We start from the raw sequence: 24,159 nt of genomic DNA, 5'->3' as shown, positions 1-24,159 counted from the left end.
TGGTGAATATATGTTGAATCAAATACCTGAAGATCAATTAGATGCCATCTTGCTTTGGTATTTGATTCAACACTCACACAGTTCATTGCGTAAACTTGAAACATATTTTGGTTCTATTTCAAAAGCAATTCAGCCTGAAAATTTAATTCGTTGGTCTGAACTTAATATTCATAAAAATCATCTCGAACGAGTGAAAGACTTTGCCACTACCAGTGGTCAAGCTAAATTTCAAATCTGTTTAGAGAAAGTTCGACAACATTGTGACTTTATTTTATTAGATACCGATCCTCATTATCCGCAACAATTACTTCCTTATATCAATCATCCACCGATTCTTTTTGGCAAAGGTTCATCACAAAATTTGAGTCAGCCTCAAATTGCAATTGTTGGCAGTCGTAAACCAAGTCCGCATGGAAAACAGGTTGCCTATGATTTTGCTTATTATTTAAGTGAAAAAGGCTTTTTTATTACCAGTGGTTTAGCTGAAGGTATTGATGCAGCTGCACATACAGGTGGTTTAAAGAATTATCGGACGATTGCTGTCGTTGGCTCAGGCTTAGATTTGGTCTATCCAAGTCAGAATAGACTTTTACAAGAACAAATTTTACAGAATTCAGGCACAGTCATCAGTGAATATTTACCTGAAACACAGCCTATCCAACGCAATTTTCCTTATCGTAATCGTATCGTCAGTGGACTGAGTCTCGGTGTTTTAGTGGCAGAGGCACAATTGGGTAGTGGTTCTTTAATTACGGCGCAAACAGCTGCAGAGCAAGGTAAAGTAATTTTTGCCATCCCTGGACATATTTATAGTGAGCATCATCAAGGTTGCCACCAATTAATTCGTGAAGGTGCAATATTGGTTGATCATCCTGAACTAGTTATTGAAGATCTTGCACTTCCAACCCAATGGTACTGCATAGAACAAGAAAAAGTAGAATACCGACCCGACATTCCCGAGCATTTATTTCAGCTTTACCAACGTCTAGATTGGATTGGGCAAGACCTTGATACACTTTCACAAAAATCTGATTTAGCCACCGCAACATTAACCAGCCAACTAATGGAATTAGAACTTTTAGGCTTATGTATCCAACAATCTGGTCTTTACTTGCGTTGCCGTACAAGTCATTAAGGTTCACAATAGTGTTTTATTGTCAGAACTGACATGGTGAATATAGATGATTACAACCTCCGTTGCTGAAGCTGCCCAAACCTTAAAACAAGGCAAAGTATTGGCTTATCCAACAGAGGCGGTATGGGGTCTAGGATGTGACCCATTCAATGAGCAAGCGTTTAACGAAATCCTAAGACTAAAACAACGCCCGATTGAAAAAGGCGTCATTCTACTGGCGGGACAAATTTCACAAGTGGAGCATTTATTGAAAGGTATTGATCCCACTATTCGTGAACAAATCATTCAATCATGGACGCAACGCGCTAATAATGAACGGGCAACCACATGGCTACTCCCTGCCGATGAGCATATTCCTCAATGGATTAAAGGTAACCATACACAAGTTGCTGTACGGGTGACCAATCATCCTTTATGTATAGCTTTGTGTAATGCTTTCAATGGCTTCATTGTTTCAACCAGTGCCAACCCAGCAGGCTTAGAACCTGCAAGATCATTGCAAAATGCTAACCAATATTTTGGTGCACAGCTCGATTATTTGAATGGTGATTTAGGTTTAAGTCGTGAACCCAGTAAAATAATCGATGCCTCTACTGGAACTGTGATTCGTGCTTAATTGGTTTTTCTCATACTAATCACGTAAATTTAAAATCTATTAATGCATTAAAAAAAAGTAAAAAAAAAACTCAGCCAGATATAGGGTTGGCTGAGTATGAAAAGGATGTATTTAACAACATCCAGAGGGTATGCAAATTTGCTGTAGACAAGTCATTAAGAAAAACTTAATACCTGCTATGAAAATATTATCCTATAAATATATTTTGAATACAAATACATTATTCTTCTGATACTTAACACTAAATATTAAGCATATTATTGATTGAATTAGGCAATAAAATTAAGTGTTTCAATTTATTTTATAATTTATTTTTTTAATCGAATAATGCTAAAATTTAAATAATAATATTCAAATTTTAGCAACTAATTTGGATGAAAAACATCAAACTGTTTGTCTATTTTTCACCCAATATCAACAAAATAATTATTCAGCTCATGTGCTTTTTTTGACAATTAATGATTTTTTTTTGCGCCAATGCGATGCCCAATAGAATAATTACACCACCTATTGTGTGATAAATCGTCCATTCTTCATGTAACCAGAAATATGCGATGATTGCTGTAAACACTGGCATTAAATTCATAAAGATACTGGTTCTATTCGGCCCTAAATATTGAACTGCCATCATCCAGAGTAAAGGTGCAACCAATGAAGGAAAGACACCTGCATAAAGCACACTGGTAGCATTATGAGTGTCGATTGGATCTAGTCCAAACCACAGTACAAAAGGTAAATGGTAGATCAGCGTAAATCCAATTTGCACATACAGGCTGATCAGCAAAGGAATTTTTAACTGCCATTTTTTAAGAAATACCCCATAAAAAGCATAGAAAAATACTGCCAAAACCATGAGCACATCACCCCAATGCCCACCCAATTGAGTCAAATTGGAAAAACTTCCTCGTCCAATAACATACAGTAAACCAAGAAATGAAATTATGCCGCCGATCACAGCAAAACGATTTGGAATTTCCTTTAAGATCATAATGGAAACAAAAATCGTAAACACTGGAATAAAAGCATTGATAATGCCCATATTAGTTGCAGTGGTATAATGTGCTGCGCTATAGGCTAAGCCTTGATAAAGCACCATACCAAAGGCACTCAATACAGCAAATTGGAAAAAATGTTCACGAATAAAATGGCGCTGCTGCCAGACTTTCGGCAACATCACTGGAGTTAGAATAATAAATGCCACAAGCCAACGGTAAAAACTAATACTAACTGGTGAAATGTACTCTGCAACATAACGTGTCACAGCAATATTCATTGACCAGATCAATACGGCGAAAATAGGTAAGCAGACTGCCCACCATATAGGTTTTGAATTGGTGTACATTTTAGCTTCTATTCAAATATTTAATAATGAGAAATATTATCAATTAAGTCTGAATTAATTTAAATACCTTATTTCAGACATCTATATTGCAATTCAGACAAAGTAATAAAAATTAAAATTTACAGTTCAAAATAATTGCCAAGTCTTCAGTGCCAAAGTTACGACTTGTTCTAATTGTTCACGCTCAACACCATCACGTGCCTGCATGGTTAAACCTTGGATTACTGTTGCATAATAATCAGTCATGCCTTGTAAATTAGCTGTTGCAACCAAATCCCCATCTTGAACCCCTTGTTCTAAACGAGTAAGGATTTTACTTTTGACAACATTACGTTTAAACAATAAATCTTGTTGTATAGAATAATGTTCTTCTGAGCAATTCATCGTTGCCGTAACGAGCATACAACCTGTAGGTTTACCTTGCTGAACGAGCTTTTTTAAATTTTCATAAAGATACAATTCAACTGCAATTTTTGCTGTTTTGGCCTGCTGAAAAATTAGCTCAATTGGACAAGCTTCATATTTTAAATAATATTCTAAGCATGCATAGAACAGTTGTGATTTATCCCCAAAACAACTGTAAAGACTTGGTGCTGTTAGGTTTAAAGCTTTGGTCAAATCACTCATTGACGTCGCTTCATAACCATATTCCCAAAAAATGAGCATGGCTTTTTGTAAAACGTCTTGTTCATCAAAACATTTAGGACGTCCTCTCCCTCTTTTACTGGCTTGTTTTTCCGAAACTAAAAACTGGACTTCAGAATCTGACATAAACTTCCCACATATTTTTATAACGAACATTATTAAATTAATTGACACAAGTGAATTAATCAAATATTTTATTTTTATAACGATCACTAATCAATTAAAACTTTCCCTATATTCTCGGAATACACTCCCATGAACATAATGCAATCTGACATTTCAGAAGCAAATACAACCGAAGCACCACCCAGTTCACAGGGTAGCTGGATTGCGCTACTTACTGTTGCAATCACTGCCTTCGCTTTAGTCACCAGTGAATTTCTCCCCATTGGTGTGCTAAATGATATTGCTGCTGATCTACATGTTTCTGTGGGTACAGCAGGCTTAATGATCACATTACCTGGGGTTATGGCAGCTTTTGCAGCGCCATTACTACCCGTTTCTGTTAAGAATCTAGATCGTCGTTATTTATTACTTGGGCTCACAGCAACAATGGTGGGCGCAAATGCCATTACAGCTATTGCGCCAAATTTTGAAATTTTACTACTCAGCCGTTTTATTCTAGGCTTTGCAATTGGTGGTTTTTGGGCAACTGCCATTGCTTTAAGTGGCCGTTTAGCGCCATCACATTTACCTATTGCCAAAGCAACTGCAACCGTTATGGCTGGTGTTACACTGGCAACAGTTTTGGGTGTTCCCATTGGAACTTGGCTGAGCGATGCTTATGGATGGCGAACTTCATTTGGAATTACATCTGTTATAGGCTTTGTAGTTTTACTGCTTGGTTTTAAATTTATACCCAGCTTAAAGCCTGAATCTGCCATTCATTTTAGAGACTTACCTGCTTTATTGAGAATCAATAAGGCTCGACAAGGCTTAATTATTATCTTGTTGATTGGTTTAGCTCACTTTTCATCATATAGCTATCTCACTCCATTTTTCAAAAATTCAGCAGGTTTTGATAGCGCAACCATCAGCTCCCTATTATTAATGTTTGGTATTGCTGGTATTTTTGGAAATGCTTTTGCAGGTTACAGTAGTAATTTGAATGTTCGCTATACTTTTGCATTCGTAGCCATTTGTTTTGCTGTCGTATTCTTCGGCTTCCCACTCTTTGCAATTCATACTTCAGGTGCATTCATTCTTACAGCTCTTTGGGGCTTTGCATTTGGTGCATTTCCCACAACTGCAAATATTTGGATGTTTTTACATGCACCGCATGCAGTTGAAAAAGGAATGCCATTATTTGTTGGTTTCTTCCAAATAATGATTGCATCAGGTGCTTTAATTGGTGGATATGTGGTTGATCATTTTAATGCCAACATTTTATTGTATAGTGTGTTGAGTTTTATCATTTTGGCGGTTATCTCCATCTTTACTTTAAGTCGTGGTTTGAATAACCCCAAACAAGAAACTTGCTCAATTTCATCTGAATAATAGAGTCTATTGATAATATCATCATGCCATTTGAACCTAATCCAAATTTTCAACTTAATCATATGCTTATGGTAGAAGAGTTTTTCTATCAAAAAGATGATGTAGTCACGCCCCATTCAAATCTTTGGGGCGATTTTAATTTGAGTTTAAATGGCACTCTGGAACTCATGGTGAAAGATCAAATCTATCTTTCACCACCAAGTTATGGCTTATGGATTCCACCCCATACGGAACATTGCTGTACCGCTTTAGATGAGCAATTGACTCACTATATTTGCATTCGAATCCACCCCGATTTATGTAAAAATTTAGCGCCAGAAACAAAAACTTTAAATGTCCGTCCTTTTTTACGACAAACCCTCGAAGAAATTTTAGAACAGCAGCAATTGGGAATACCATCGCAAAACTACCATCTACATTTACTGCAATTACTCTTAGACCAAATTCAAAACAGCGCTTGTTATAACCATTATTTACCGCAAAGCGACCATCCTATTTTAAAACCGATTCTTCAGGAGTTATCAAATCCGCTATATTTCAGTCAAAGTTTGTCAGAAATTTTGAATCGTTTTCAAATTACCGAGCGCCATGCTTTAAGACTCAGTCAGGAACATTTAAAACTGGCATTATCTGAATGGCGCAATCGAGCCAAAATTATTCATGCTATTTCCTTGATTCAAAAAGATTATTCTGTAAAGAAAATTAGCTTGGAGCTAGGTTATCAACACAGTTCTAGTTTTATTGAGTTTTTTAAGCGTTACACAGGGCAAACCCCTGCTCAAATGCGAAATATTTAAAAGCCATCATTGGATTTTTTGATCATTCGCCAAGGCTTTCAACCACGTATATTTTTAGTTGATAGTTTCCGTGAAATGTAAAATTTCAAACAAAAGTATATACGACTACTCGCTTGATATTGTCTTATTTAACGGTGCCATACGCTATATTTACAGTAAAACACCTGATCTGTTTTTTTATTACCTGCCATATACAAATGTAACTTGCTGTCTGTAGAGATTATCGTTAAAACATTACTATCACAGCATCTTCACTCATCTACATTTATTTCATTAGGACAATAATATGAGCAACACCGTTTACGATATTCCTGTAAATACCATCAAAGGTGAACCTACAACCTTAAATCAATATCAAGGCAAAGTACTTTTAATTGTTAATGTTGCGTCAAAATGTGGATTAACACCACAATACGAAGGGCTTGAAAAACTCTATCAAGACAAAAAAGCACAAGGTTTAGAAATTCTAGGTTTTCCTGCTAATAATTTTCTTGCACAAGAACCTGGAACAGATGAAGAAATCCAGCAATTTTGCTCACTTACGTATAATGTTGATTTCCCACTTTTCGCTAAAATTTCAGTTGCAGGTGAAGATAAACACCCGCTCTATAACACATTGATCCATGCTATCCCTGAGCGTTTGGGCGAAGGACCTTGGTGGAAAGATCTTGTTGATTATGGCTTAACACCAAATCCAAAACCTGAAGTATTGTGGAATTTTGAAAAATTCTTAATTGGTAAAAATGGTGAAATCGTGGCACGTTTTGCACCAGACATTACTGCAGATGACCCTCGTATCACTTCAGCAATTGAAGCTGAATTAGCGAAGTAATCTAAAAGTATCCGTACTTTCTACATTCGCCACAATATAAAGGAGTGCTAAACAAGCACTCTTTTTTATCAATTAGACACCAACAAAATTTGAGAATGATTCACTACAGTGACAAACTGTATAGGCTTTGCAACAATCCTCAATCTCTCCATCTTTTCACCTTATATTTAAATCATCTTAAAGCAATTTAATTTTGTATGATGATGAAAACGCTTTTACAAGGTGCTGTTTTACCTTTTGTTATTTTTGCCTGTGGTATTTTACTTTTAGGCTGTAATCAGCCAGTGCAACAGTCGCAACAATATTCATCTTCCGATACAGAACACACTGCCGATTCTGAGCAAAAAACAACAAACCAAGAGCATGCTGCGAACTCATCCGAGTCAGCCTCTAAAACTACAGATGATTTTAAACAAGGTAATATGTTTTATATCGCTCGTGATGTCGCCAACGTTCAACTTAAAACTGGTGACTATGTTGACAAGCTACAACAAACCCAATCCGACTTACAACAAGCTGTAGAAACAAAAGATACCGCAGCGTTGCAAAGCACAGTCAAAACTTTAAACCGCGAATTACAAGGTTTCAATACAGCATTGATTTCACTGGATTTAAAAAGTCAGGAAATTGATGGAATACGTCAGCAAATTCTACATGCCAATAAACAAGTTTTGAATTCATCATTATTAAATGGTGACATGGATATATCCAAAGTGGATTTCAAAAAAATTGAAAAACAAATGGATAATATTCAAACAGATATGTTTAAACTTGCAGGCATGGTGATGCTTTCTCCAAGTGTAGATGAATCTTCATCTCATCAATCAAAAGATCAAAGCTAATCTATTTCCAAGTTTATTTTACAAACAATTAGGCAGGTTTCGCTACATTACACAAAGGATCTTGCCCCAGAGCACGTTTAACATCCAGTTTTAAACGTGCCTGAGCAAATTTATAATTTGAAGGTAAGAATAAAGTTAAACGGGTCTTATCTTTCCCAAGTGCTTCTACCAGTGTTTTTGATAAATATGCCCCTCCCTCTGTACGCACGAACAGTGTTCCCATTTCCAGTTGTTCTTCTAACTTATTGTCTGTAAATACAAAATCTTTTTCACCTGTAAATGCCACACATTGATGATATGCCATTCTCAGATTTTTAAATGCGTCTCTATAGTTAATCGATATTTCAATTTCCAAACCATTTGCAACAGAATTTGCCACCAAACTTGCTTCATTGGGTAAATTCGGCTTGGTCACAAATTGGCTTTGGCATGCACTTAGCACTCCAATCATGAAACAACTGGATAATAATTTCGCAGGATTGATCATATGCATATCGTTCTTTTTTATAATTCATTTTTATTACACTCACTAAATTGTAGCAAAGCAAGTGTCGTGTTTTAATGTTGAAATAAGCCTTTTTTGTAGTCACTCATGCAACTGATTCTTTTCACAGGAGTACAAGCTTCTGGTAAATCTACATTTTATCAGCAGTATTTTTATCATACGCATTTGCGGATCAATCTCGATATGCTCAAAACTCGTCATCGTGAAAATATCCTATTTGATGCGGCACTCCATTCTAAAACTAAAATGGTGATTGATAATACCAACATGAGTGCAGCTGATCGTTCGCGATATATACAACGTGCCAAAGCACATCAATTTGAAGTAATTTCTTATTATTTTGAAACGGATTTAGTTAGCACTTTACAGCGCAATTCTCAGCGTGAAGGTAAAGCCAATATTCCCGAAAAAGGGGTTCAAGCAACTTTCCGAAAATTAGAAATCCCCCATACTTCAGAAGGTTTTGATGAAATTTTTAAAGTTAAACTGATTGAAAATAATGGGTTTTCAATTCAAGTCGCTTCAAATTAAATCATTCAATTCGATTGTTGCTGGCTGTGCCATATTTTAAATGCTGCTTGAATCTCTTTTTGGATATCTTCGGATACAGCTCGTGCCTCTAAATTGGAAAAATTACCACGATAAGTCTCTGAAACAATGGATTCAGCCAGTTCTTCGATTACAATTCGCCCATTGCTTAGAAAATTTTGAATCTCAACTTGGGCTAAATAGATATTCCAACACGATACGACTGAACTCATATCGACAGCAATGCTGAGATAATATTGATCTTGATTTTGGTAGAGTTCCCAAAAGTGTGGTTGTTGTTCGATAAGATTCATTCATCTTTTTTCCTAATTTTCCAAAAGATTAACTCAAAACAAGCCATAGGAAAATTCAACTTTAGATATGTCTTTTATTGACTCCATATGTGTGAAACATCTTTTAAATTGATAAAAATTTACTCGTATTAATAGTGCAGTTAGCTCCTTTATGCTTTGGGATAATTGTTGAGCTGCTTTAGGTGGTGAAAAAGTACAACTAACAAATAATAACGATGTTTTTAGTTGGAAAATCACTTTAATTATCATGTATTACTCTTATTCTGTAAGTTAAATATTTTTGATGAATTTTTTATATAAAAAAACCACCCTTTCGGGTGGCTCTTCAATCTCGAACTGCGTCTTATTGAGCGCGGTTTTTGATTTTGCGGATGGTATCCAACTGAGCAGCAGTTTCTGCAAGAGCAGCCAAAGCAGCAGCAGTGTCCAAATCGCTCTTTTGATTTGCAAGCAAAGTTTCAGCGTGTTTACGCGCTTCAAGAATTGCAGCTTCATCTAAACTGTCAGCACGAACTGCAGTATCTGCAAGAATCGTAACAACATGCGGTTGAACTTCTAAAACACCACCAGATACATAGATTAACTCTTCTGTACCATTTTCAAGCAGAACGCGAATTGCACCCGGCTTAAGCAAAGTTACAAGCGGCGCATGACCAGGCATAATACCTAACTCACCGCCAGCACCTTTCGCAATTAGCATCGTTACAGCGCCAGAGTACAAAGACTCTTTTACACTTACAACATCACACTGCATAGTAGACATGAGAATCTCCTAAATTAGAGTTGCTAATTAAAGTTTCTCAGCTTTAGCGATAACTTCGTCAATACCACCAACCATATAGAACGCTTGTTCTGGAATGTGATCGTATTCACCAGCTAAAAGACCTTTAAAGCCACGAATCGTTTCTTTAAGAGATACTAATTTACCAGGAGCACCAGTAAATACTTCAGCTACGTGGAACGGTTGAGAGAAGAAACGTTGGATTTTACGCGCGCGGTAAACAACCAATTTATCTTCTTCAGCCAATTCGTCCATACCCAAAATTGCGATGATGTCTTTAAGCTCTTTATAACGTTGCAAAATGTTCTGTACAGAACGTGCAATTTCATAATGCTCAGCACCAACAACTAAAGGATCTAGCTGACGTGAAGTTGAGTCAAGTGGATCGATCGCTGGATAAATACCAGAAGATGCGATGTCACGGCTCAATACAACAGTTGCATCTAAGTGAGCAAACGTTGTAGCAGGCGATGGATCTGTTAAGTCATCAGCAGGTACATAAACAGCTTGAATCGAAGTGATCGAACCAGACTTAGTTGATGTAATACGCTCTTGAAGAAGACCCATTTCCTCTGCAAGTGTAGGCTGATAACCTACTGCAGATGGCATACGACCTAGAAGTGCAGACACTTCAGTACCAGCCAATGTGTAACGGTAAATGTTGTCTACAAACAACAATACGTCACGGCCTTTACCGTTTTCGTCTTTTTCATCACGGAAATATTCAGCCATAGTAAGCCCAGTCAACGCTACGCGTAAACGGTTCCCCGGTGGCTCATTCATCTGACCGTAGACCATTGCTACTTTGTCTAGAACGTTAGAATCTTTCATTTCGTGATAAAAGTCATTACCTTCACGAGTACGCTCACCAACACCAGCAAACACAGATAAACCTGAGTGAGCTTTCGCGATGTTGTTGATCAATTCCATCATGTTTACAGTTTTACCAACACCGGCACCACCGAACAAACCAACTTTACCACCTTTAGCAAACGGGCAAAGTAAGTCGATGACTTTAATACCAGTTTCTAAAAGATCAGTAGAAGCAGCTTGTTCTGCATATGTAGGCGGTTGACGGTGAATTGGTAAACGCGCTTCAGTTGCAACTGGACCAGCTTCGTCGATAGGGCGTCCTAAAACGTCCATAATACGACCCAAACATGCTGTACCTACAGGTACAGAAATTGGTGCTTCAGTATTCGTAACAGTTAAACCACGCTTAAGACCTTCAGTAGATCCCATTGCGATAGTACGAACTACGCCATCACCAAGCTGTTGCTGAACTTCCAAAGTAGTTTCAGTACCAACAACTTGCAGAGCGTCATAGATCTTAGGAACGCTATTACGTTCAAACTCGACGTCGATAACCGCGCCGATGATCTGAATGATACGACCGCTATTCATTGCTGTCTCCTCAATTCAAAATAATGTTAAACGGCAGCGGCACCACCAACGATTTCAGAAATTTCCTGAGTAATCGCGGCTTGACGCAGCTTGTTATAAATGAGTTGTAGGCTCTTGATGATATCGCCTGCGTTATCTGTCGCTGCTTTCATAGCGACCATACGTGCAGACTGCTCACATGCGATATTTTCAATCACACCTTGATATACCACAGACTCGATATAGCGAACCAATAAGCCATTTAAAAGCTCTTCAGCTTCTGGCTCATACAAGTAATCCCAACCGTATGAACGGTTTAGATTCTCGCCTTCTTCAGCAGCTGCTAAAGGCACGAGTTGTTCGATTTTTTGATTTTGAGTCATGGCATTGACAAAGCCGTTTGATACAAGATAAATACGATCTAACTCGCCTTTATCAAATGCATCCAACATCACCTGTACAGAACCTGATAACTGCTCAAGACTTGGAGCATCGCCGACATTCGTCGTTGCACCAAGCACGTTACCGCCGTAGTTTTTAAAAAACGAAACCGCTTTTTGACCAATTAAAGCAAATTGAACTTCAATTGACTGCTCTTGTTGCTGTTGTACGTGCTTAACAGTTTTCTTAAACAAGTTAATGTTTAAACCACCTGCCAAACCACGATCTGAAGAAACAATGATATAGCCAACGCGTTTTACTGGGCGTTCAACCATATAACGGTGTTTATATTCAGGATTCGCTTGTACCAAATGAGCAATTACACGGTGCATATTTTCGGCATACGGACGGCCTTGAGCCATGCGCTCTTGCGCACGACGCATCTTAGACGCTGCTACCATTTGCATCGCGCGAGTAATCTTTTGCGTGCTCTTGATACTAGCGACTTTGGCGCGAATTTCTTTTAAATTTGCCATACGCTTAACCTAGTATTCGAAGGCTCTTTCAAGCCTCCGAAGGTTGATCCGTGAACCAAACTTAACTAGCTTTTAGCAACTGCTAAAATTAGTAAGTTTGAGTCGCTTTAAAGCTCTCAATACCGGCTTTGATTGCAGCTTCGATGTCTTTGTTGTAATCACCAGAGTCATCGATTTTTTGCATTAACGCAGCATGCTCTGAACGGAAGTAAGAAATAAGTGCAGCATCAAAGTCTACAATTTTCTTCACTTCAACGTCAGTCATATAACCTTCGTTAGATGCATAAATTGAAACAGCTTGGTCTGCAATTGAATATGGAGCATATTGTTTTTGCTTCATTAATTCAGTTACACGTTGACCATGTTCAAGTTGCTTACGTGTTGCTTCGTCAAGATCAGAAGCAAACTGAGCAAATGCTGCCAATTCACGGTATTGCGCCAAAGCAGTACGGATACCACCAGACAATTTTTTGATGATCTTCGTTTGCGCAGAACCACCAACACGAGATACAGAGATACCCGCGTTCACAGCAGGACGAATACCTGCGTTGAATAATGATGTTTCTAAGAAAATCTGACCATCAGTAATCGAAATTACGTTAGTCGGTACGAATGCAGATACGTCACCCGCTTGAGTTTCAATAATCGGCAATGCAGTTAATGAACCAGTTTGGCCTTTAACTTCACCGTTAGTAAATTTCTCAACGTAGTCAGCAGATACACGAGAAGCACGTTCAAGTAGACGCGAGTGAAGATAAAACACGTCCCCTGGATACGCTTCACGACCTGGTGGACGGCGTAAAAGCAATGAAATTTGACGATACGCAACTGCTTGTTTAGACAGGTCATCATAAATGATTAACGCATCTTCACCACGGTCACGGTAGTATTCGCCCATTGTACAGCCAGAATACGGAGCTAAATACAGCATTGCTGCTGGATCAGCTGCACCAGCAGCGACAACAGTGGTATACGCCATAGCGCCAGTTTCTTCTAACTTGCGTACAACGTTAGCAATAGTCGATTGTTTTTGACCAATAGCTACGTATACACATTTAATGCCAGAATGTTTCTGAGCGATGATCGCATCGATCGCCATTGCTGTTTTACCAGTTTGACGGTCACCAATGATCAACTCACGTTGACCACGACCTACAGGAATCATTGTATCTACTGATTTATAACCAGTTTGTACAGGTTGATCCACTGATTGACGCCAAATTACGCCTGGTGCTACTTTTTCAACAGCATCAGTTAATTTAGCATCAATTGGGCCTTTACCATCAATCGGGTTACCCAAAGCATCTACTACACGGCCTAAAAGTTCTGGACCAACCGGAACTTCTAATACACGACCTGTGCAACGCGCTTTTTGACCTTCTTGAAGAGTCAAGTAGTTACCTAAAACAACGACGCCCACTGAATCCTGTTCTAGGTTCAGTGCCATACCAAATAAGCCGCCGTCGAATTCGATCATTTCACCGTACATTGCATCAGCAAGGCCGTGAATACGCACAATACCGTCGGAAACCATAACAATGGTCCCTTCGTTCTTAGCGGTCGCGCTAGTGTCCAGATCGCCGATACGCTGTTTAATGAGCGCACTGATCTCGGATGGATTCAGTTGTTGCATTGCGCTATACCTCAATCTTTTTAAAGTTCAGTCTTCAATTTACGTAGTATTTTTTATAAATAATTACGCAAGAAGACGAGTCCGCATTTTATCAAGCTTGCTAAGCACAGAATCATCTATCACTTGGTCGCCTGCACGAATAACAACACCAGCAATAAGCGCTGGATTGACTTCAACTGTGACTTTAACAGCACTGTTCAAACGTTTTTCCAACGCATGAGCCAGTTTCTGTTCTTGCACTGAATCAAGCGGGAAAGCCGATTCAATAACAACATCTACAGTCTTGTTATTCTGTGATTTAAGTTGCTCAAATTCTGTGTCAATTTCAGGTAACAAAGCCAAACGGCCATTATCTGCAAGAAGTGTCAAAAAGTTTGACACTGCTACAGTTTGTTCATTACCTAAAACTTTCGCAAAAAGAGCCACCTGCTCAGCAGGTGTCAACTCAGGGCGATTTAAATAAGCGGAGAATGCTTCATCTTGCACCGCAGCACTGAGCAGTTGTAATACATTTGACCAAGAGTCAATTGCATTTTGCTCAGATGCATAAGCAAATGCTGCTTTAGCGTAGGGGCGTGCCAACGTCAAGAATTCAGCCATATTCGCCTCTCTTAAAGTTTAGCAGCCAGCTGATTCAGCATGGCATTATGAGCTTCTGCGTCAACTTGTTGGTTCAGAATTTTCTCTGCACCAGCAACTGCAAGAGCAGCAACTTGTTGACGTAATTCTTCACGAGCAGAATTGATATCTTGATCAACAGCTTCTTTAGCCTGTTGACGAATACGCTCACCTTCAGCAGATGCTTGAGTACGCGCTTCTTCTACCAATTGTGCCGCACGGCGGTTCGCTTGTTCAATCAATTGTGCCGCTTGTGCTTTAGCTGCATCGATTTCTGTCTTAACTTGTGCTTGCGCATCAGCAAGATCAGCTTTCGCTTTTTCAGCAGCATTTAAGCCATCAGCAATTTTACGCTGACGTTCACTAATCGCATTGATTAGTGGAGGCCATACAAACTTCATGCAAAATGCGACAAATATCGCAAATGAAATCGCTTGGCCAAACAATGTGAGGTTGATATTCATTGCAAATTCCTCAAATAATGAATTTCGGAATTAGCTGATTAACCTACAAATGGATTAGCGAAGATGAAGAACAAGCCAATACCAACACCGATCATAGGCACAGCATCAAGAAGACCTGCGATTAAGAACATACGAGTTTGAAGTTGTGGAGCTAATTCTGGTTGACGAGCAACAGCTTCAAGGAAACGACCGCCTAAAAGACCGAAACCAATCGCAGTACCTAAAGCACCAAAAGCGATCAAGATAGCAGATGCAATTGCAACTAGACCTAAAGTGAGTTCCATGATAATTCCTCAGAGGTTAGGTTTAATACCAAATTAAAGTAAAAAAATTATACCCAACCACCAGATGATAGTTAGGCAATACCATTAATGTTTTTCGCTTGCCATGCTCAAGTATACGATAGTCAGCATCATGAAAATGAAGGCTTGTAACGTAATAACAAGAATGTGGAAGATAGCCCAAGGCACAGACAACGCCCATTGGATCCAGAATGGTAGTAACGCGATTAAGATGAAGATTAACTCACCTGCATACATGTTACCGAACAGTCGGAGCGCCAATGAAATTGGACGTGCAAGGAATGTTACTAATTCTAGAATTAAATTCACTGGAATCAATAACGCTTTTGCAACTGGGTTACTTGGGTTAAATGGGTTCAGTGCCAATTCACCAACGAAACCGCCGATGCCTTTTTCACGGATACTATAGAACAAGATCAGTGCAAATACAGATAAAGACATACCAAGGGTAATGTTAGGATCTGTAGTTGGAACAACCTTGAAGTAAACGTGGTGTGGATCCATACCAAATACGTTTGAGCCAATAATTCCTGCAAGGTGCGGAATGAAATCTACTGGAAGTAAATCCATCGCATTCATGAGGAAAATCCACACAAAAATCGTGAGGGCTAAAGGCGCAATTAAACGTGATTTACCATGAAACGTATCACGAACACTTGAATCAACAAACTCGATAATCATTTCGATTGCAGACTGGAACTTGGTAGGAACACCAGAGTTTGCAGCTTTCGCTACACACCAGAACACTAAACAGAAAATCAAACCAAGGCCTATTGACCAACCCATTGAATCCAAGTGAATAGCAGTGAACCCCATCTGTTGAGCTTCTACACCATTCTCAGCCAACTTCCACGTACCGTCAGGCATTTTGCCGTAGGTCATGTTGGTCAAGTGATGCTTGATATACTCGGTCGAAGTCAGGGCATGTTCTTCAGCAGCCATAAATCACACCTGGTCAATGTCAAATAATAAATAGGGTTAACGAATATCGCGTGCTGCATGATATCTCGCTAATCCCCAAAAAAATTTTCAATTTCTGCTGCGCTTATACTCGTTTTTGTTGTCGTGCTACCCAAAAAGGAGCAACCCACGACATCGCTTGCACGAGTATAAAACCACAAAACAATGCCACCGGAGATAACGGTTTGACATTGCTTAAAATTAAAATGAAACCAACGATCACAATTGTAAATTTGCCCATTAAGCCTCTATACATGTTCGAAAGAACCTGTTGAGAAGCGCGTGCGCCTGCTGCTCGAAACGACTGCCAAGAAAAATAACAACTGGCAAGCCAACATATCAGTGCACCTAATGCTGCACTCAGAGCCGCAGTCGAGTCTTTCAAGACCCACGCTATCAAGGCTGAAACAGGAATCATTATTGCTTGTAGATAGACCAAAGCTTTTGCTAATCGTCGGTCAATCAAGCGACTAGTTTGGCTCATTTTTTATCCATTCATAGCATAAATGCTTGACAAGTTTAACAGATGATCGTTTTTAATCGCAGGTATTATAGAGTTAGCCCCCTGAACTTGCAATCTTTTCCCGACCTTATCGTGTTTTTTTCGATATACAGGTTGCTTTTCATATGAACAATAGTTGGTTGTTTTTTGCATCATTTCCGTGCATTAAGTACGCAAGCTTGTGTCTCTTGTGCCAAAGTTTGCCATGCAACCACAAAATCTTGTTGTTTCACTAAAGTTTCATCTACAGGCTGAAAAGCAATTTCACCTAATTTTCGGTACTGACTTGAGCTTGCATTGGACTCTGCAAGTAAACACATCTTTTTGTAAGGGCGCGTGTCATTTAAAAATTTAATCTGTGAAACTGTGGGTGCAACATGCGGATCATCGGTCATTGCACCAGAAAATTTCAGGTTTAAAGAGCGTTCCAAGTATTGATAAGCATCATGATATGCCCAGTAAGGACGTGCTGCTCCAGCACCTGCTACTTTTTGTGATGCCAACAACATTTCTTTAGCAAAACTCTTGGCATTGTTCCAATACGCTGTTTTATTTTCAGGATGTTGCTGTGAACGTAATGCCGCCATGAAAAATCCGATACGCACTGCATTATTTGGATCTAACCAAACATGTGTATCGACTGTATTTGTTAAGGCAACACCACGTGGACTACGCAACGGTAATGCTTGAATAATGCCTGAATTTAGAAGTGAAATAGCTTTAGGATTACCACCTAATACTTTTTCAAGAGGTGCTTCGTGTTCTTTACCCACCCAAATAATCAACGAGGCATCCATGATTGTTTTACGGTTGGCAGGTGTGAGCTGCACATCGTGACCTGTTTGGTTCTCTAATAAAAGAATTGGTTCTTCAATACCCTGTGTTATTTCTTTTGCAATCAAATAGATCGGGTGTGTCGATACCACCATTGGCGCTTGTGCCCACGTCACATTGACAAACAATGCACATAGACAAAAAGCAATCATGCGATTCATGGATGTTTATTACCAAAAATAATTTATGTTATAGTATAACAAAAGCTAAAAATTGCCTATGCCATTCGTAAGTTGATTGTGCTTCATGTTAATATTCACGATTCCCTTTCATTCAAACAACAAGTCTTGAGGTCTGATATGAGCTTATGTTCTCACGAACACCATGACACATTGCATGGCGTACACGATCATCTTAATGTAGAAGCTCGTTTATCAGAAGCAGAAAATCTTTGTGCAACCTCAGGTGCACGCCTAACACCTTTGCGTAAAGAAGTCCTTGAACTGATTTTAAATGCGACAGGTCCTGTAGGCGCTTATGATCTTTTAGCAAAAATGAAAGGTGGCTCGGAACGCCCTGCTGCACCACCCACTGTATATAGAACCTTAGATTTTTTATTAGAAAAAGGCTTTATTCACCGTTTAACATCTATTAATGCTTATATCCCTTGCTGCCACCCGCGTGAAGGACATCAGGCTGCATTTTTGATTTGTACACATTGTCATATTGTTAAAGAAGCATCTTCAAAAGGTTTAATTCAACAATTAGATCACTTGGCTGAGTCTGATCACTTCAAGGCGCATCAGAGTATTATTGAGATTTCCGGAATATGTCAGAACTGCTCACACAAGATATGAATACAGATCTGATTCAGCTTCAGCAGATCAACGTTCGTATAGATGATCGTGATATTTTAAAAAATGTCGATTTTTCATTACATGAAAAAGAGATTGTTACGCTTATTGGTCCTAATGGTGCTGGAAAATCAACATTAATCAAAGTATTACTGGGTATTTTAAAACCGAATTCTGGTCAGATTATTAATTCAAAGAAATTAAAACTCGCCTATGTGCCGCAAAAATTTAATCCTTCTTATAGTTTGCCGTTACGCGTCAAAGATTTACTGGATTTAGAGAAATGTAATAAAGCTATTAAGGCTGAAATTATTCATGATACAGGCATTGCCAAGTTAGAAAATTCGAAAGTTCAACAACTTTCGGGTGGTGAGCGGCAACGGGTCTTATTGGCTCGCGCTTTATTGCGTCAGCCGAATATTTTAGTTCTCGATGAGCCGATGCAAGGCTTAGATATTCAGTCTGAAGCTGAACTCTATGATTATGTACGCAGCTTACCTGAGCGTTATGGCTGTTCAATTCTGATTGTGTCGCATGATTTACAATGGGTGATGCAAGGTACACAACGTGTAGTGTGTTTAAATAAGCATATTTGCTGTAGTGGTCTGCCTGAAAATATTCAACAACATCCTGAATATCAAGCTCTTTTCGGGACAGGTCGGGTGCCTTATCAACACCATCATAATCATTGTGCTCATGGCGACTCAGCTAAAACTTGTGAGCATGGTTCACACCCCCACATTCACCCTGAACCGGAAGCTTAAACCATGATGGAATGGTTAGAATTACTATTACCTGCATGGACAATGGGAACGCTTTTGGTGTTTCTGACAGCACCTTTAGGCTGTTTAATGTTGTGGCGTAGAATGTCTTTTTTCGCAGATACAATGGCGCATGGGACTTTGTTAGGTGTTGCATTAGCGGCTATTCTAAGCTTACCGTTATGGATTGGGGTGACATTTACAGCTGTACTTTTAGTGGCAATTCTGTGGGTTTTACACGACCCACGTTTACCAAACGATGCTTTGCTTGCACTGTGTTCAGCCACCCTGCTCTGCTCTGGTTTATTGCTCATTCAGCATTTACCTGCTTTACGCCCAGAATTACTCAGTTATTTGTTTGGCGACTTACTCACCATTGAATGGTCGGATCTGCCTATTTTTGCAGGAGTCATCATTGGTGCTTTGGCAATACTTTTTCGTCACTGGCAAGCTCAAATTCAAATGGCGATTGACCCTGATATTGCCGTAAGCGAAGGAGTAAATGCAAAATGGCAACGTTTGATTTTCATGTTGCTCTTGGCTTTATTTACTGTATTGGCTTTACGTGCCGTAGGTTCTTTATTAATGGGTGCATTACTGGTCATTCCCGCACTAGCAGCCCGCTTAATTTCGCATTCACCTAAACAGATGGTGATTGGTGCTTTTGTCATTGCACAACTTGGAGTGACTGTCGGTTTATGGTCAAGTGCTGCACTAAATATTTCGACAGGTTTAAGTATCGTTTTAACAATGTCTCTTCTTTTTGCTATGATTTTTTGTGTAATGAAAGTAAAAAAGTTGAATTAACGTTATGAAGCCTTAGAACATAAAGAAATTGTTGGAGAATACCCGCTTCAATGGCGCTTTAAAGTTTTGTCCATACACAGGCTTATTCTGCAAAAAAGATAAAATTTGATCACTCTTTGTATAAAACAGATGACCCATAAAAGAATTCATAAATGATCTATTTTACTGATGTACCAAGCTCAACAACGCTGCTGCACAACTAAACAACACGGCAAAAGTTCGATTCATATATTTCTGCTGTTTTGGTGATTTCAATAACCTTAACACTTTCGCTGCCAACCCCGTATAACCTGCCATTACGACCAAATCTATCGTGATCATCGTTGCTGCCATAATCACATATTGAATCCATTGTGGTTTATTGAGGTCAAGAAATTGCGGTAATACTGCCAGTAAAAATACGATGGCCTTGGGATTACTCATATTGACCAAAAAACCATGAAAAATAAGTTTTGGAATAGATTTTTGAGTTTGATCTGTTTCAATATCAATAGATTGTGTCGGCGCAGTCCATTGTAAATAAGCGAGATACAACAAATATAAAACACCAAACCATTTCACTACTAAAAATGCCAAAGGTGTCGTTGCAAATAGCACCCCAACTCCTGCTGCAACGATGATGATTTGCACAATCAGTGCCAATTGTAAACCGACTACATTCCAATAGCCACGTCGGAATCCATAATTGAGCCCACTAGACATAGACGCAATTGCACCAGCGCCAGGTGAAACGCTGATCACCCAGCAAGCCAACATATAAGCGAACCAAATTTGAAAGGACATAAAAATAGGAAACTGACAACAATGCTCCTATTATAAGCGGATTATTCATTTACAATTCGACTAAATTAATCGCTATAAAATATGAATATAGCCTATTCAGCCATATATACATCATGCACAATGGATGATTGAGAATAGAAAATAATCGAGGAACCATCAAGCAATGACAGCCCAATCTGTAATTTTACCTTTACCTTCTAATCATGCGCGTTTTATCGTGCTCAATTTAAAAAATCTGTCTATTGATGGTTTAAAAGAACAACTCAATGCGTTGTTAAGTACACGTGATCGTTTAATTACCCAACATCCTGATGCTGAAATTAAGACCTCAATCGCTTTTGGTCCTGAACTTTGGGCAAAACTTTATCATACAACTCCTGAAGGGTTTAAGCAGTTAGAACCGATTCAAGGTGCATTTGAGATGCCAGTGGTTCCTGCTGATGTTCTGATTCATATTGCATCTGCACGTACAGATATTTGCTTTGCGCTTAGCCAATCCTTTTTTGATGGTATCCAAAATCAAGTTGAGGTTCTGGATGAACGGGTGTGCTTCCGTTATCTCGACGGTCGTGACCTGACTGGTTTTATTGATGGTACTGAAAATCCTCAATTCCCTGATGATCGTGCGGAGACTGCGTTATTAGGTGAAGATTCAGGTATTTTTGAAGATGGTTCTTTTATTTTTGCACAACGTTATGTACACGAGCTTGAAAAGTGGAAACGTTTAAAAGTTGATGCACAGGAAAATGTGATTGGTCGTTCTAAATTAGAAAGTATTGAAATGGACGATGAACACAAACCTGAAAATGCCCATATTGCTCGTGTTGTCATTGAAGATAATGAAGGTGAAGAATTAGAAATCCTACGCCACTCTCTTCCTTATGGCGATGGTCAAGGCGAGCAAGGTCTATTTTTTATTGCCTATACCAAAGACTTAACCCGTATTGATCGTATGCTAGTCAATATGTTTGGTACTCAAGGCGATGGGATTCATGACCGTTTGCTGCACTTTGTAACACCTATCGATGGTGCTTATTTCTTTGCGCCGAATGAAGAAGTGTTGGAAGAGATTTTGGTGGGGTAAAATTTAAAAGGCTTTAGAATTATCTAAAGCCTTTTTTCTGAATTATGAGATAACTAAATTCCTATTAATTGAAAGAAGAGAGAATTTGGGCTGTGGAAATCATATGCAATCAATCCAATAACTAATATTTTTTTGCTACTTGGTTTTAATTCAATTATTGTTAAGGGGTCAAGTAAAAAAAAGGGATAAGTGCACTCTTGACAAAAATTTTTCCCTGTATAATTTTGTTTAAAAAATAATTTATTTGACTTTTTAAGCACCAAATTATTTAGTGCCGTCACTTTAATTGGTTTATCATAACCAAACTGCACTAGGCTTTGCGTTGTTGAAAATCCAATTAAAAGTGATGAGTCATTTTTTTTATAGGGAATGTAGTTAAATGAAAAACTTGATGGAGAAATATTATTTATTTGTAATATCTTACTTATTTCATTTTTATTTTTATTATAAAAATACTCAATATTTTGCAATTTAGCATCTTCATATTCCTTCGAATCCACACTATAAAAATATTTTTTATCTAACAATAATTTATTACTATTCAAATCTTGTATTTTCAACCTATAGATATTTCCTGCATCTTCTGCTTGCGCTTGCACTTTTTGTAGATACGCTAAAGTATTTCTACTCTGATTATAACCAATAATCATTATAGATGATGCTCTAAAACATCCATTCAATTCCTCTAGATTATACCAACAATATTTATGAAATTTTTCAGATTCATTTGCCAGCTTCTCAAGATAATTTAATTTTTTTAAGCTACTATCAGAAATATATTGTTTAGAAAGTGAATGATTCGCTAATGTAGAATTAGCTAAACAAAATGAAGAGAAAATTAAAAATATGTATAAAATATTTTTCAAGTTAATTACTCCTAATGCTCTTTAAAATAAGGCAACATAGCATCATAAACATTTTGTCCTTCATGATGAGTCTTATTACATTGCTGTTCATGGACAGTGACATCTGCTAAGGAAAGTTTAAAATATTTCAAAAGATAACTCACCAAACAAGCAACTGACTTTGCTTGTGCATCGCTGACATCTTCCCATTTTCCATTTGGGTCTGTTTTAATATCACCTACCACTTTTTGTCCATTTGGATTAAAGTAATACCCTGAAACCTCAATACCTATTGCATATTTACTCCAAAGATTTGGAATCTTAGGTTTTGATAAAGGTGATTTATCAATATGATGCGATAATTTATCCAATCCACCTGCTTGATAGATAATTCCGTCCTTCCCAATCCAGAATTGTACTCCGACTGTACTGCTCTTTTTCATCATACTGTCCAAATAATTTTTTACATTAGGCGCTCCTGCAGTACGATGAAGAACAATAGCCTTAACCTTATCAATTGGTAATTTATTATACGAAGGCACTTTATGAATTTTTATGTTGTTATCAATAATAAATCCATCTTTTACAATACCTGAAATACACGCATGCTGACCTGTTACTTTAACAGGCTTAATACTACATCCATCCTTACATTCACTTTTTTCAGCTTCTCCTTGTTTCATTGATTTCTCATAATCTGAAACTTTTGTCGTTACTTCATGATCTTTATAATCACTTTTATTGGTTAATCCATCAGTTTCATATTTTGTAATTGCAGCTGCTATTTCAGATTTCATTACCTTACCATCTTTTTCCCCATCTTTATGAAGTATCCCTTTTTCATCTAAATAGTAACCATCCATATTATTTCTTGAAAATTTTTCAACACGTTCAGTAGTATGGTCTTTCACATCTAATAAATTTTTACTTTTTGCAAATACGGTATGCTCCTCTCTACCAACAGATGCGGGATATAATACTTGTAAATAAAACTCTATGAATGGTACATCTTTCCCTTTTAATGGCATTAAATATAATCTGACATAATCTAAATATTGCAACTCTGTTAAACTAGCTAATTCCTTTATTCGCGGATATTTTTCATCAGGTTTACCATGTTTAGGTTTAAACCAATAATTAACAGCATATTCAATTGTTGCCTTTCTTTTAGTCATTGATTCAAACGTTGTAGGCATAATCTGAATTAATCCAGTACCTCCAGATTTAGATTGATTTGGTGTATTTGATTTAAATTTTTCACCAGTTTCCCATGCAAAAATTGCCATTAACATATTTGCCTTTTCAATCTTTTTATTTTCCCCCCATAACTCTTTTGTTATCTCGACCAACTTTTTCCTAAAAGAGCAATTTACTTTTGCCCCCCAAATCAAATCATAATCTTTACATACACATCCACTTAAACTTGCTACGGCTACAGGCTTTTTATCTTCATTATGCTCCTGTTGTACCTCTATCTTTTGAGGTGGAGGTGGTGCAGCTTTTTGCTGAGGTGCAGTGGAAGGTGTTTGTTCTTTTTGAGGTTGAGGTTGAGGTTGAGGTTGAGGTTGAGGTTGAGGTTGAGGTTGAGGTTGAGGTTGAGGTTGAGGTTGAGGTTGAGGTTGAGGTTGAGGTTGAGGT

The 24,159-nt window shown here is 38.1% G+C and carries 28 protein-coding genes; 11 read left to right on the top strand and 17 right to left on the bottom strand.

The window, feature by feature from the left end:
- The first annotated feature begins 10 nt into the window (after window positions 1–10).
- Both dprA and tsaC read left to right on the top strand, forming a co-directional pair.
- Complete coding sequence (gene dprA / locus ACG94X_RS16020; protein ID WP_419384690.1) at window positions 11–1,135, top strand: DNA-processing protein DprA; 1,125 nt, start codon at window positions 11–13, stop codon at window positions 1,133–1,135.
- 46 nt (window positions 1,136–1,181) lie between these two features.
- Window positions 1,182–1,751, top strand: a complete 570-nt coding sequence (gene tsaC / locus ACG94X_RS16015; protein ID WP_419384689.1) for an L-threonylcarbamoyladenylate synthase type 1 TsaC — start codon at window positions 1,182–1,184, stop codon at window positions 1,749–1,751.
- A 430-nt stretch (window positions 1,752–2,181) separates the two neighbouring features.
- Here tsaC and ACG94X_RS16010 read toward each other — a convergent pair whose 3' ends face one another.
- Window positions 2,182–3,093, bottom strand: a complete 912-nt coding sequence (locus ACG94X_RS16010; RefSeq protein ID WP_419384688.1) for a DMT family transporter — start codon at window positions 3,091–3,093, stop codon at window positions 2,182–2,184.
- A gap of 126 nt (window positions 3,094–3,219) precedes the next feature.
- Entirely contained in the window at window positions 3,220–3,864 is a 645-nt protein-coding gene (locus ACG94X_RS16005) for a TetR/AcrR family transcriptional regulator (RefSeq protein ID WP_419384687.1), read from the bottom strand.
- Window positions 3,865–3,993: 129 nt separating this feature from the next.
- On the opposite strand from ACG94X_RS16005, the gene ACG94X_RS16000 reads away from it, so the two are divergent.
- The 4 genes from ACG94X_RS16000 (at window position 3,994) to ACG94X_RS15985 (ending at window position 7,706) form a co-directional block, all read left to right on the top strand.
- Window positions 3,994–5,235, top strand: a complete 1,242-nt coding sequence (locus ACG94X_RS16000; protein ID WP_419384686.1) for an MFS transporter — start codon at window positions 3,994–3,996, stop codon at window positions 5,233–5,235.
- Window positions 5,236–5,258: 23 nt separating this feature from the next.
- Entirely contained in the window at window positions 5,259–6,032 is a 774-nt protein-coding gene (locus ACG94X_RS15995) for an AraC family transcriptional regulator (protein WP_419384685.1), read from the top strand.
- 286 nt (window positions 6,033–6,318) lie between these two features.
- On the top strand, window positions 6,319–6,864 hold the full coding sequence (locus tag ACG94X_RS15990; RefSeq protein ID WP_419384684.1) for a glutathione peroxidase: 546 nt from the start codon (window positions 6,319–6,321) through the stop codon (window positions 6,862–6,864).
- A 203-nt stretch (window positions 6,865–7,067) separates the two neighbouring features.
- Window positions 7,068–7,706: a PM1805 family lipoprotein gene (locus ACG94X_RS15985; protein WP_419384683.1), complete on the top strand. Its 639-nt coding sequence runs from the start codon at window positions 7,068–7,070 to the stop codon at window positions 7,704–7,706.
- Window positions 7,707–7,734: 28 nt separating this feature from the next.
- Here the strand turns inward: ACG94X_RS15985 and ACG94X_RS15980 are convergent, their stop codons facing one another.
- Window positions 7,735–8,199 (bottom strand): hypothetical protein, encoded by a 465-nt coding sequence (locus ACG94X_RS15980; RefSeq protein ID WP_419384682.1) that lies wholly within the window; start codon window positions 8,197–8,199, stop codon window positions 7,735–7,737.
- Window positions 8,200–8,298: 99 nt separating this feature from the next.
- On the opposite strand from ACG94X_RS15980, the gene ACG94X_RS15975 reads away from it, so the two are divergent.
- Window positions 8,299–8,742, top strand: a complete 444-nt coding sequence (locus tag ACG94X_RS15975) for an AAA family ATPase (RefSeq protein WP_419384681.1) — start codon at window positions 8,299–8,301, stop codon at window positions 8,740–8,742.
- A gap of 5 nt (window positions 8,743–8,747) precedes the next feature.
- Here ACG94X_RS15975 and ACG94X_RS15970 read toward each other — a convergent pair whose 3' ends face one another.
- From ACG94X_RS15970 to ACG94X_RS15920, 11 genes are all read right to left on the bottom strand, one after another.
- On the bottom strand, window positions 8,748–9,053 hold the full coding sequence (locus ACG94X_RS15970) for a hypothetical protein (RefSeq protein ID WP_419384680.1): 306 nt from the start codon (window positions 9,051–9,053) through the stop codon (window positions 8,748–8,750).
- Between the two features lie 343 nt (window positions 9,054–9,396).
- Window positions 9,397–9,816: a F0F1 ATP synthase subunit epsilon gene (locus ACG94X_RS15965; RefSeq protein WP_419384679.1), complete on the bottom strand. Its 420-nt coding sequence runs from the start codon at window positions 9,814–9,816 to the stop codon at window positions 9,397–9,399.
- Between the two features lie 27 nt (window positions 9,817–9,843).
- Window positions 9,844–11,238, bottom strand: a complete 1,395-nt coding sequence (gene atpD / locus ACG94X_RS15960; RefSeq protein ID WP_419384678.1) for a F0F1 ATP synthase subunit beta — start codon at window positions 11,236–11,238, stop codon at window positions 9,844–9,846.
- Between the two features lie 26 nt (window positions 11,239–11,264).
- Window positions 11,265–12,134, bottom strand: a complete 870-nt coding sequence (gene atpG, locus ACG94X_RS15955) for a F0F1 ATP synthase subunit gamma (protein WP_419384677.1) — start codon at window positions 12,132–12,134, stop codon at window positions 11,265–11,267.
- An 88-nt stretch (window positions 12,135–12,222) separates the two neighbouring features.
- A complete protein-coding gene (gene atpA / locus ACG94X_RS15950) occupies window positions 12,223–13,767 on the bottom strand; it encodes a F0F1 ATP synthase subunit alpha (RefSeq protein ID WP_419384676.1) in 1,545 nt (514 codons plus the stop codon).
- Window positions 13,768–13,830: 63 nt separating this feature from the next.
- Complete coding sequence (locus ACG94X_RS15945) at window positions 13,831–14,367, bottom strand: F0F1 ATP synthase subunit delta (protein ID WP_419384675.1); 537 nt, start codon at window positions 14,365–14,367, stop codon at window positions 13,831–13,833.
- A gap of 11 nt (window positions 14,368–14,378) precedes the next feature.
- Window positions 14,379–14,849, bottom strand: a complete 471-nt coding sequence (locus ACG94X_RS15940; RefSeq protein WP_419384674.1) for a F0F1 ATP synthase subunit B — start codon at window positions 14,847–14,849, stop codon at window positions 14,379–14,381.
- 38 nt (window positions 14,850–14,887) lie between these two features.
- Window positions 14,888–15,133, bottom strand: coding sequence for a F0F1 ATP synthase subunit C (gene atpE / locus ACG94X_RS15935; RefSeq protein WP_000424060.1), 246 nt, complete (start codon window positions 15,131–15,133; stop codon window positions 14,888–14,890).
- 84 nt (window positions 15,134–15,217) lie between these two features.
- Window positions 15,218–16,093 carry a F0F1 ATP synthase subunit A gene (gene atpB, locus ACG94X_RS15930; protein WP_419384673.1) on the bottom strand — a complete coding sequence of 292 codons (876 nt, stop codon included), beginning with the start codon at window positions 16,091–16,093 and terminating at the stop codon, window positions 15,218–15,220.
- 103 nt (window positions 16,094–16,196) lie between these two features.
- On the bottom strand, window positions 16,197–16,595 hold the full coding sequence (locus ACG94X_RS15925; RefSeq protein ID WP_419384672.1) for an ATP synthase subunit I: 399 nt from the start codon (window positions 16,593–16,595) through the stop codon (window positions 16,197–16,199).
- Between the two features lie 170 nt (window positions 16,596–16,765).
- Window positions 16,766–17,608, bottom strand: coding sequence for a metal ABC transporter solute-binding protein, Zn/Mn family (locus ACG94X_RS15920; protein ID WP_419384671.1), 843 nt, complete (start codon window positions 17,606–17,608; stop codon window positions 16,766–16,768).
- A 138-nt stretch (window positions 17,609–17,746) separates the two neighbouring features.
- Here ACG94X_RS15920 and ACG94X_RS15915 point away from each other — a divergent pair, with 138 nt between their 5' ends.
- From ACG94X_RS15915 to znuB, 3 genes are read left to right on the top strand one after another with little or no spacing between them, the layout of a single operon-like run.
- On the top strand, window positions 17,747–18,244 hold the full coding sequence (locus ACG94X_RS15915; protein WP_419384670.1) for a transcriptional repressor: 498 nt from the start codon (window positions 17,747–17,749) through the stop codon (window positions 18,242–18,244).
- Window positions 18,217–19,005, top strand: coding sequence for a zinc ABC transporter ATP-binding protein ZnuC (gene znuC / locus ACG94X_RS15910; RefSeq protein ID WP_419384669.1), 789 nt, complete (start codon window positions 18,217–18,219; stop codon window positions 19,003–19,005). Before ACG94X_RS15915 ends, znuC begins: the two co-directional genes overlap by 28 nt.
- Window positions 19,006–19,008: 3 nt before the next feature.
- Window positions 19,009–19,809: a zinc ABC transporter permease subunit ZnuB gene (gene znuB, locus ACG94X_RS15905; RefSeq protein WP_419384668.1), complete on the top strand. Its 801-nt coding sequence runs from the start codon at window positions 19,009–19,011 to the stop codon at window positions 19,807–19,809.
- Between the two features lie 162 nt (window positions 19,810–19,971).
- Here the strand turns inward: znuB and ACG94X_RS15900 are convergent, their stop codons facing one another.
- A complete protein-coding gene (locus ACG94X_RS15900) occupies window positions 19,972–20,592 on the bottom strand; it encodes a LysE family transporter (RefSeq protein ID WP_419384667.1) in 621 nt (206 codons plus the stop codon).
- Between the two features lie 163 nt (window positions 20,593–20,755).
- Between ACG94X_RS15900 and ACG94X_RS15895 the strand changes: the two genes are divergently transcribed.
- Window positions 20,756–21,676: a Dyp-type peroxidase gene (locus tag ACG94X_RS15895; protein ID WP_419384666.1), complete on the top strand. Its 921-nt coding sequence runs from the start codon at window positions 20,756–20,758 to the stop codon at window positions 21,674–21,676.
- Window positions 21,677–21,729: 53 nt separating this feature from the next.
- On the opposite strand, the gene ACG94X_RS15890 is transcribed toward ACG94X_RS15895, so the two are convergent.
- Together ACG94X_RS15890 and ACG94X_RS15885 are read right to left on the bottom strand one after the other, a co-directional pair.
- Complete coding sequence (locus ACG94X_RS15890; protein ID WP_419384665.1) at window positions 21,730–22,542, bottom strand: hypothetical protein; 813 nt, start codon at window positions 22,540–22,542, stop codon at window positions 21,730–21,732.
- Between the two features lie 11 nt (window positions 22,543–22,553).
- The coding region (locus tag ACG94X_RS15885) for a peptidoglycan recognition protein family protein (protein ID WP_419384664.1) at window positions 22,554–24,159 on the bottom strand (1,606 nt) is incomplete at its 5' end.

It is taken from the genome of Acinetobacter psychrotolerans (assembly GCF_048552595.1).
Taxonomy (GTDB): domain Bacteria; phylum Pseudomonadota; class Gammaproteobacteria; order Pseudomonadales; family Moraxellaceae; genus Acinetobacter.
Note: the sequence above shows the minus strand (reverse complement) of the source record. Positions and strands in the feature narration are given on the sequence as shown.

Coding starts and splice junctions, on each gene's coding strand:
- dprA (WP_419384690.1), top strand. CDS start 11: ATGTTGAATCAAATACCTGAAGATCAATTAGATGCCATCTTGCTTTGG.
- tsaC (WP_419384689.1), top strand. CDS start 1,182: ATGATTACAACCTCCGTTGCTGAAGCTGCCCAAACCTTAAAACAAGGC.
- ACG94X_RS16010 (WP_419384688.1), bottom strand. CDS start 3,093: ATGTACACCAATTCAAAACCTATATGGTGGGCAGTCTGCTTACCTATT.
- ACG94X_RS16005 (WP_419384687.1), bottom strand. CDS start 3,864: ATGTCAGATTCTGAAGTCCAGTTTTTAGTTTCGGAAAAACAAGCCAGT.
- ACG94X_RS16000 (WP_419384686.1), top strand. CDS start 3,994: ATGAACATAATGCAATCTGACATTTCAGAAGCAAATACAACCGAAGCA.
- ACG94X_RS15995 (WP_419384685.1), top strand. CDS start 5,259: ATGCCATTTGAACCTAATCCAAATTTTCAACTTAATCATATGCTTATG.
- ACG94X_RS15990 (WP_419384684.1), top strand. CDS start 6,319: ATGAGCAACACCGTTTACGATATTCCTGTAAATACCATCAAAGGTGAA.
- ACG94X_RS15985 (WP_419384683.1), top strand. CDS start 7,068: ATGAAAACGCTTTTACAAGGTGCTGTTTTACCTTTTGTTATTTTTGCC.
- ACG94X_RS15980 (WP_419384682.1), bottom strand. CDS start 8,199: ATGCATATGATCAATCCTGCGAAATTATTATCCAGTTGTTTCATGATT.
- ACG94X_RS15975 (WP_419384681.1), top strand. CDS start 8,299: ATGCAACTGATTCTTTTCACAGGAGTACAAGCTTCTGGTAAATCTACA.
- ACG94X_RS15970 (WP_419384680.1), bottom strand. CDS start 9,053: ATGAATCTTATCGAACAACAACCACACTTTTGGGAACTCTACCAAAAT.
- ACG94X_RS15965 (WP_419384679.1), bottom strand. CDS start 9,816: ATGTCTACTATGCAGTGTGATGTTGTAAGTGTAAAAGAGTCTTTGTAC.
- atpD (WP_419384678.1), bottom strand. CDS start 11,238: ATGAATAGCGGTCGTATCATTCAGATCATCGGCGCGGTTATCGACGTC.
- atpG (WP_419384677.1), bottom strand. CDS start 12,134: ATGGCAAATTTAAAAGAAATTCGCGCCAAAGTCGCTAGTATCAAGAGC.
- atpA (WP_419384676.1), bottom strand. CDS start 13,767: ATGCAACAACTGAATCCATCCGAGATCAGTGCGCTCATTAAACAGCGT.
- ACG94X_RS15945 (WP_419384675.1), bottom strand. CDS start 14,367: ATGGCTGAATTCTTGACGTTGGCACGCCCCTACGCTAAAGCAGCATTT.
- ACG94X_RS15940 (WP_419384674.1), bottom strand. CDS start 14,849: ATGAATATCAACCTCACATTGTTTGGCCAAGCGATTTCATTTGCGATA.
- atpE (WP_000424060.1), bottom strand. CDS start 15,133: ATGGAACTCACTTTAGGTCTAGTTGCAATTGCATCTGCTATCTTGATC.
- atpB (WP_419384673.1), bottom strand. CDS start 16,093: ATGGCTGCTGAAGAACATGCCCTGACTTCGACCGAGTATATCAAGCAT.
- ACG94X_RS15925 (WP_419384672.1), bottom strand. CDS start 16,595: ATGAGCCAAACTAGTCGCTTGATTGACCGACGATTAGCAAAAGCTTTG.
- ACG94X_RS15920 (WP_419384671.1), bottom strand. CDS start 17,608: ATGAATCGCATGATTGCTTTTTGTCTATGTGCATTGTTTGTCAATGTG.
- ACG94X_RS15915 (WP_419384670.1), top strand. CDS start 17,747: ATGAGCTTATGTTCTCACGAACACCATGACACATTGCATGGCGTACAC.
- znuC (WP_419384669.1), top strand. CDS start 18,217: ATGTCAGAACTGCTCACACAAGATATGAATACAGATCTGATTCAGCTT.
- znuB (WP_419384668.1), top strand. CDS start 19,009: ATGATGGAATGGTTAGAATTACTATTACCTGCATGGACAATGGGAACG.
- ACG94X_RS15900 (WP_419384667.1), bottom strand. CDS start 20,592: ATGTCCTTTCAAATTTGGTTCGCTTATATGTTGGCTTGCTGGGTGATC.
- ACG94X_RS15895 (WP_419384666.1), top strand. CDS start 20,756: ATGACAGCCCAATCTGTAATTTTACCTTTACCTTCTAATCATGCGCGT.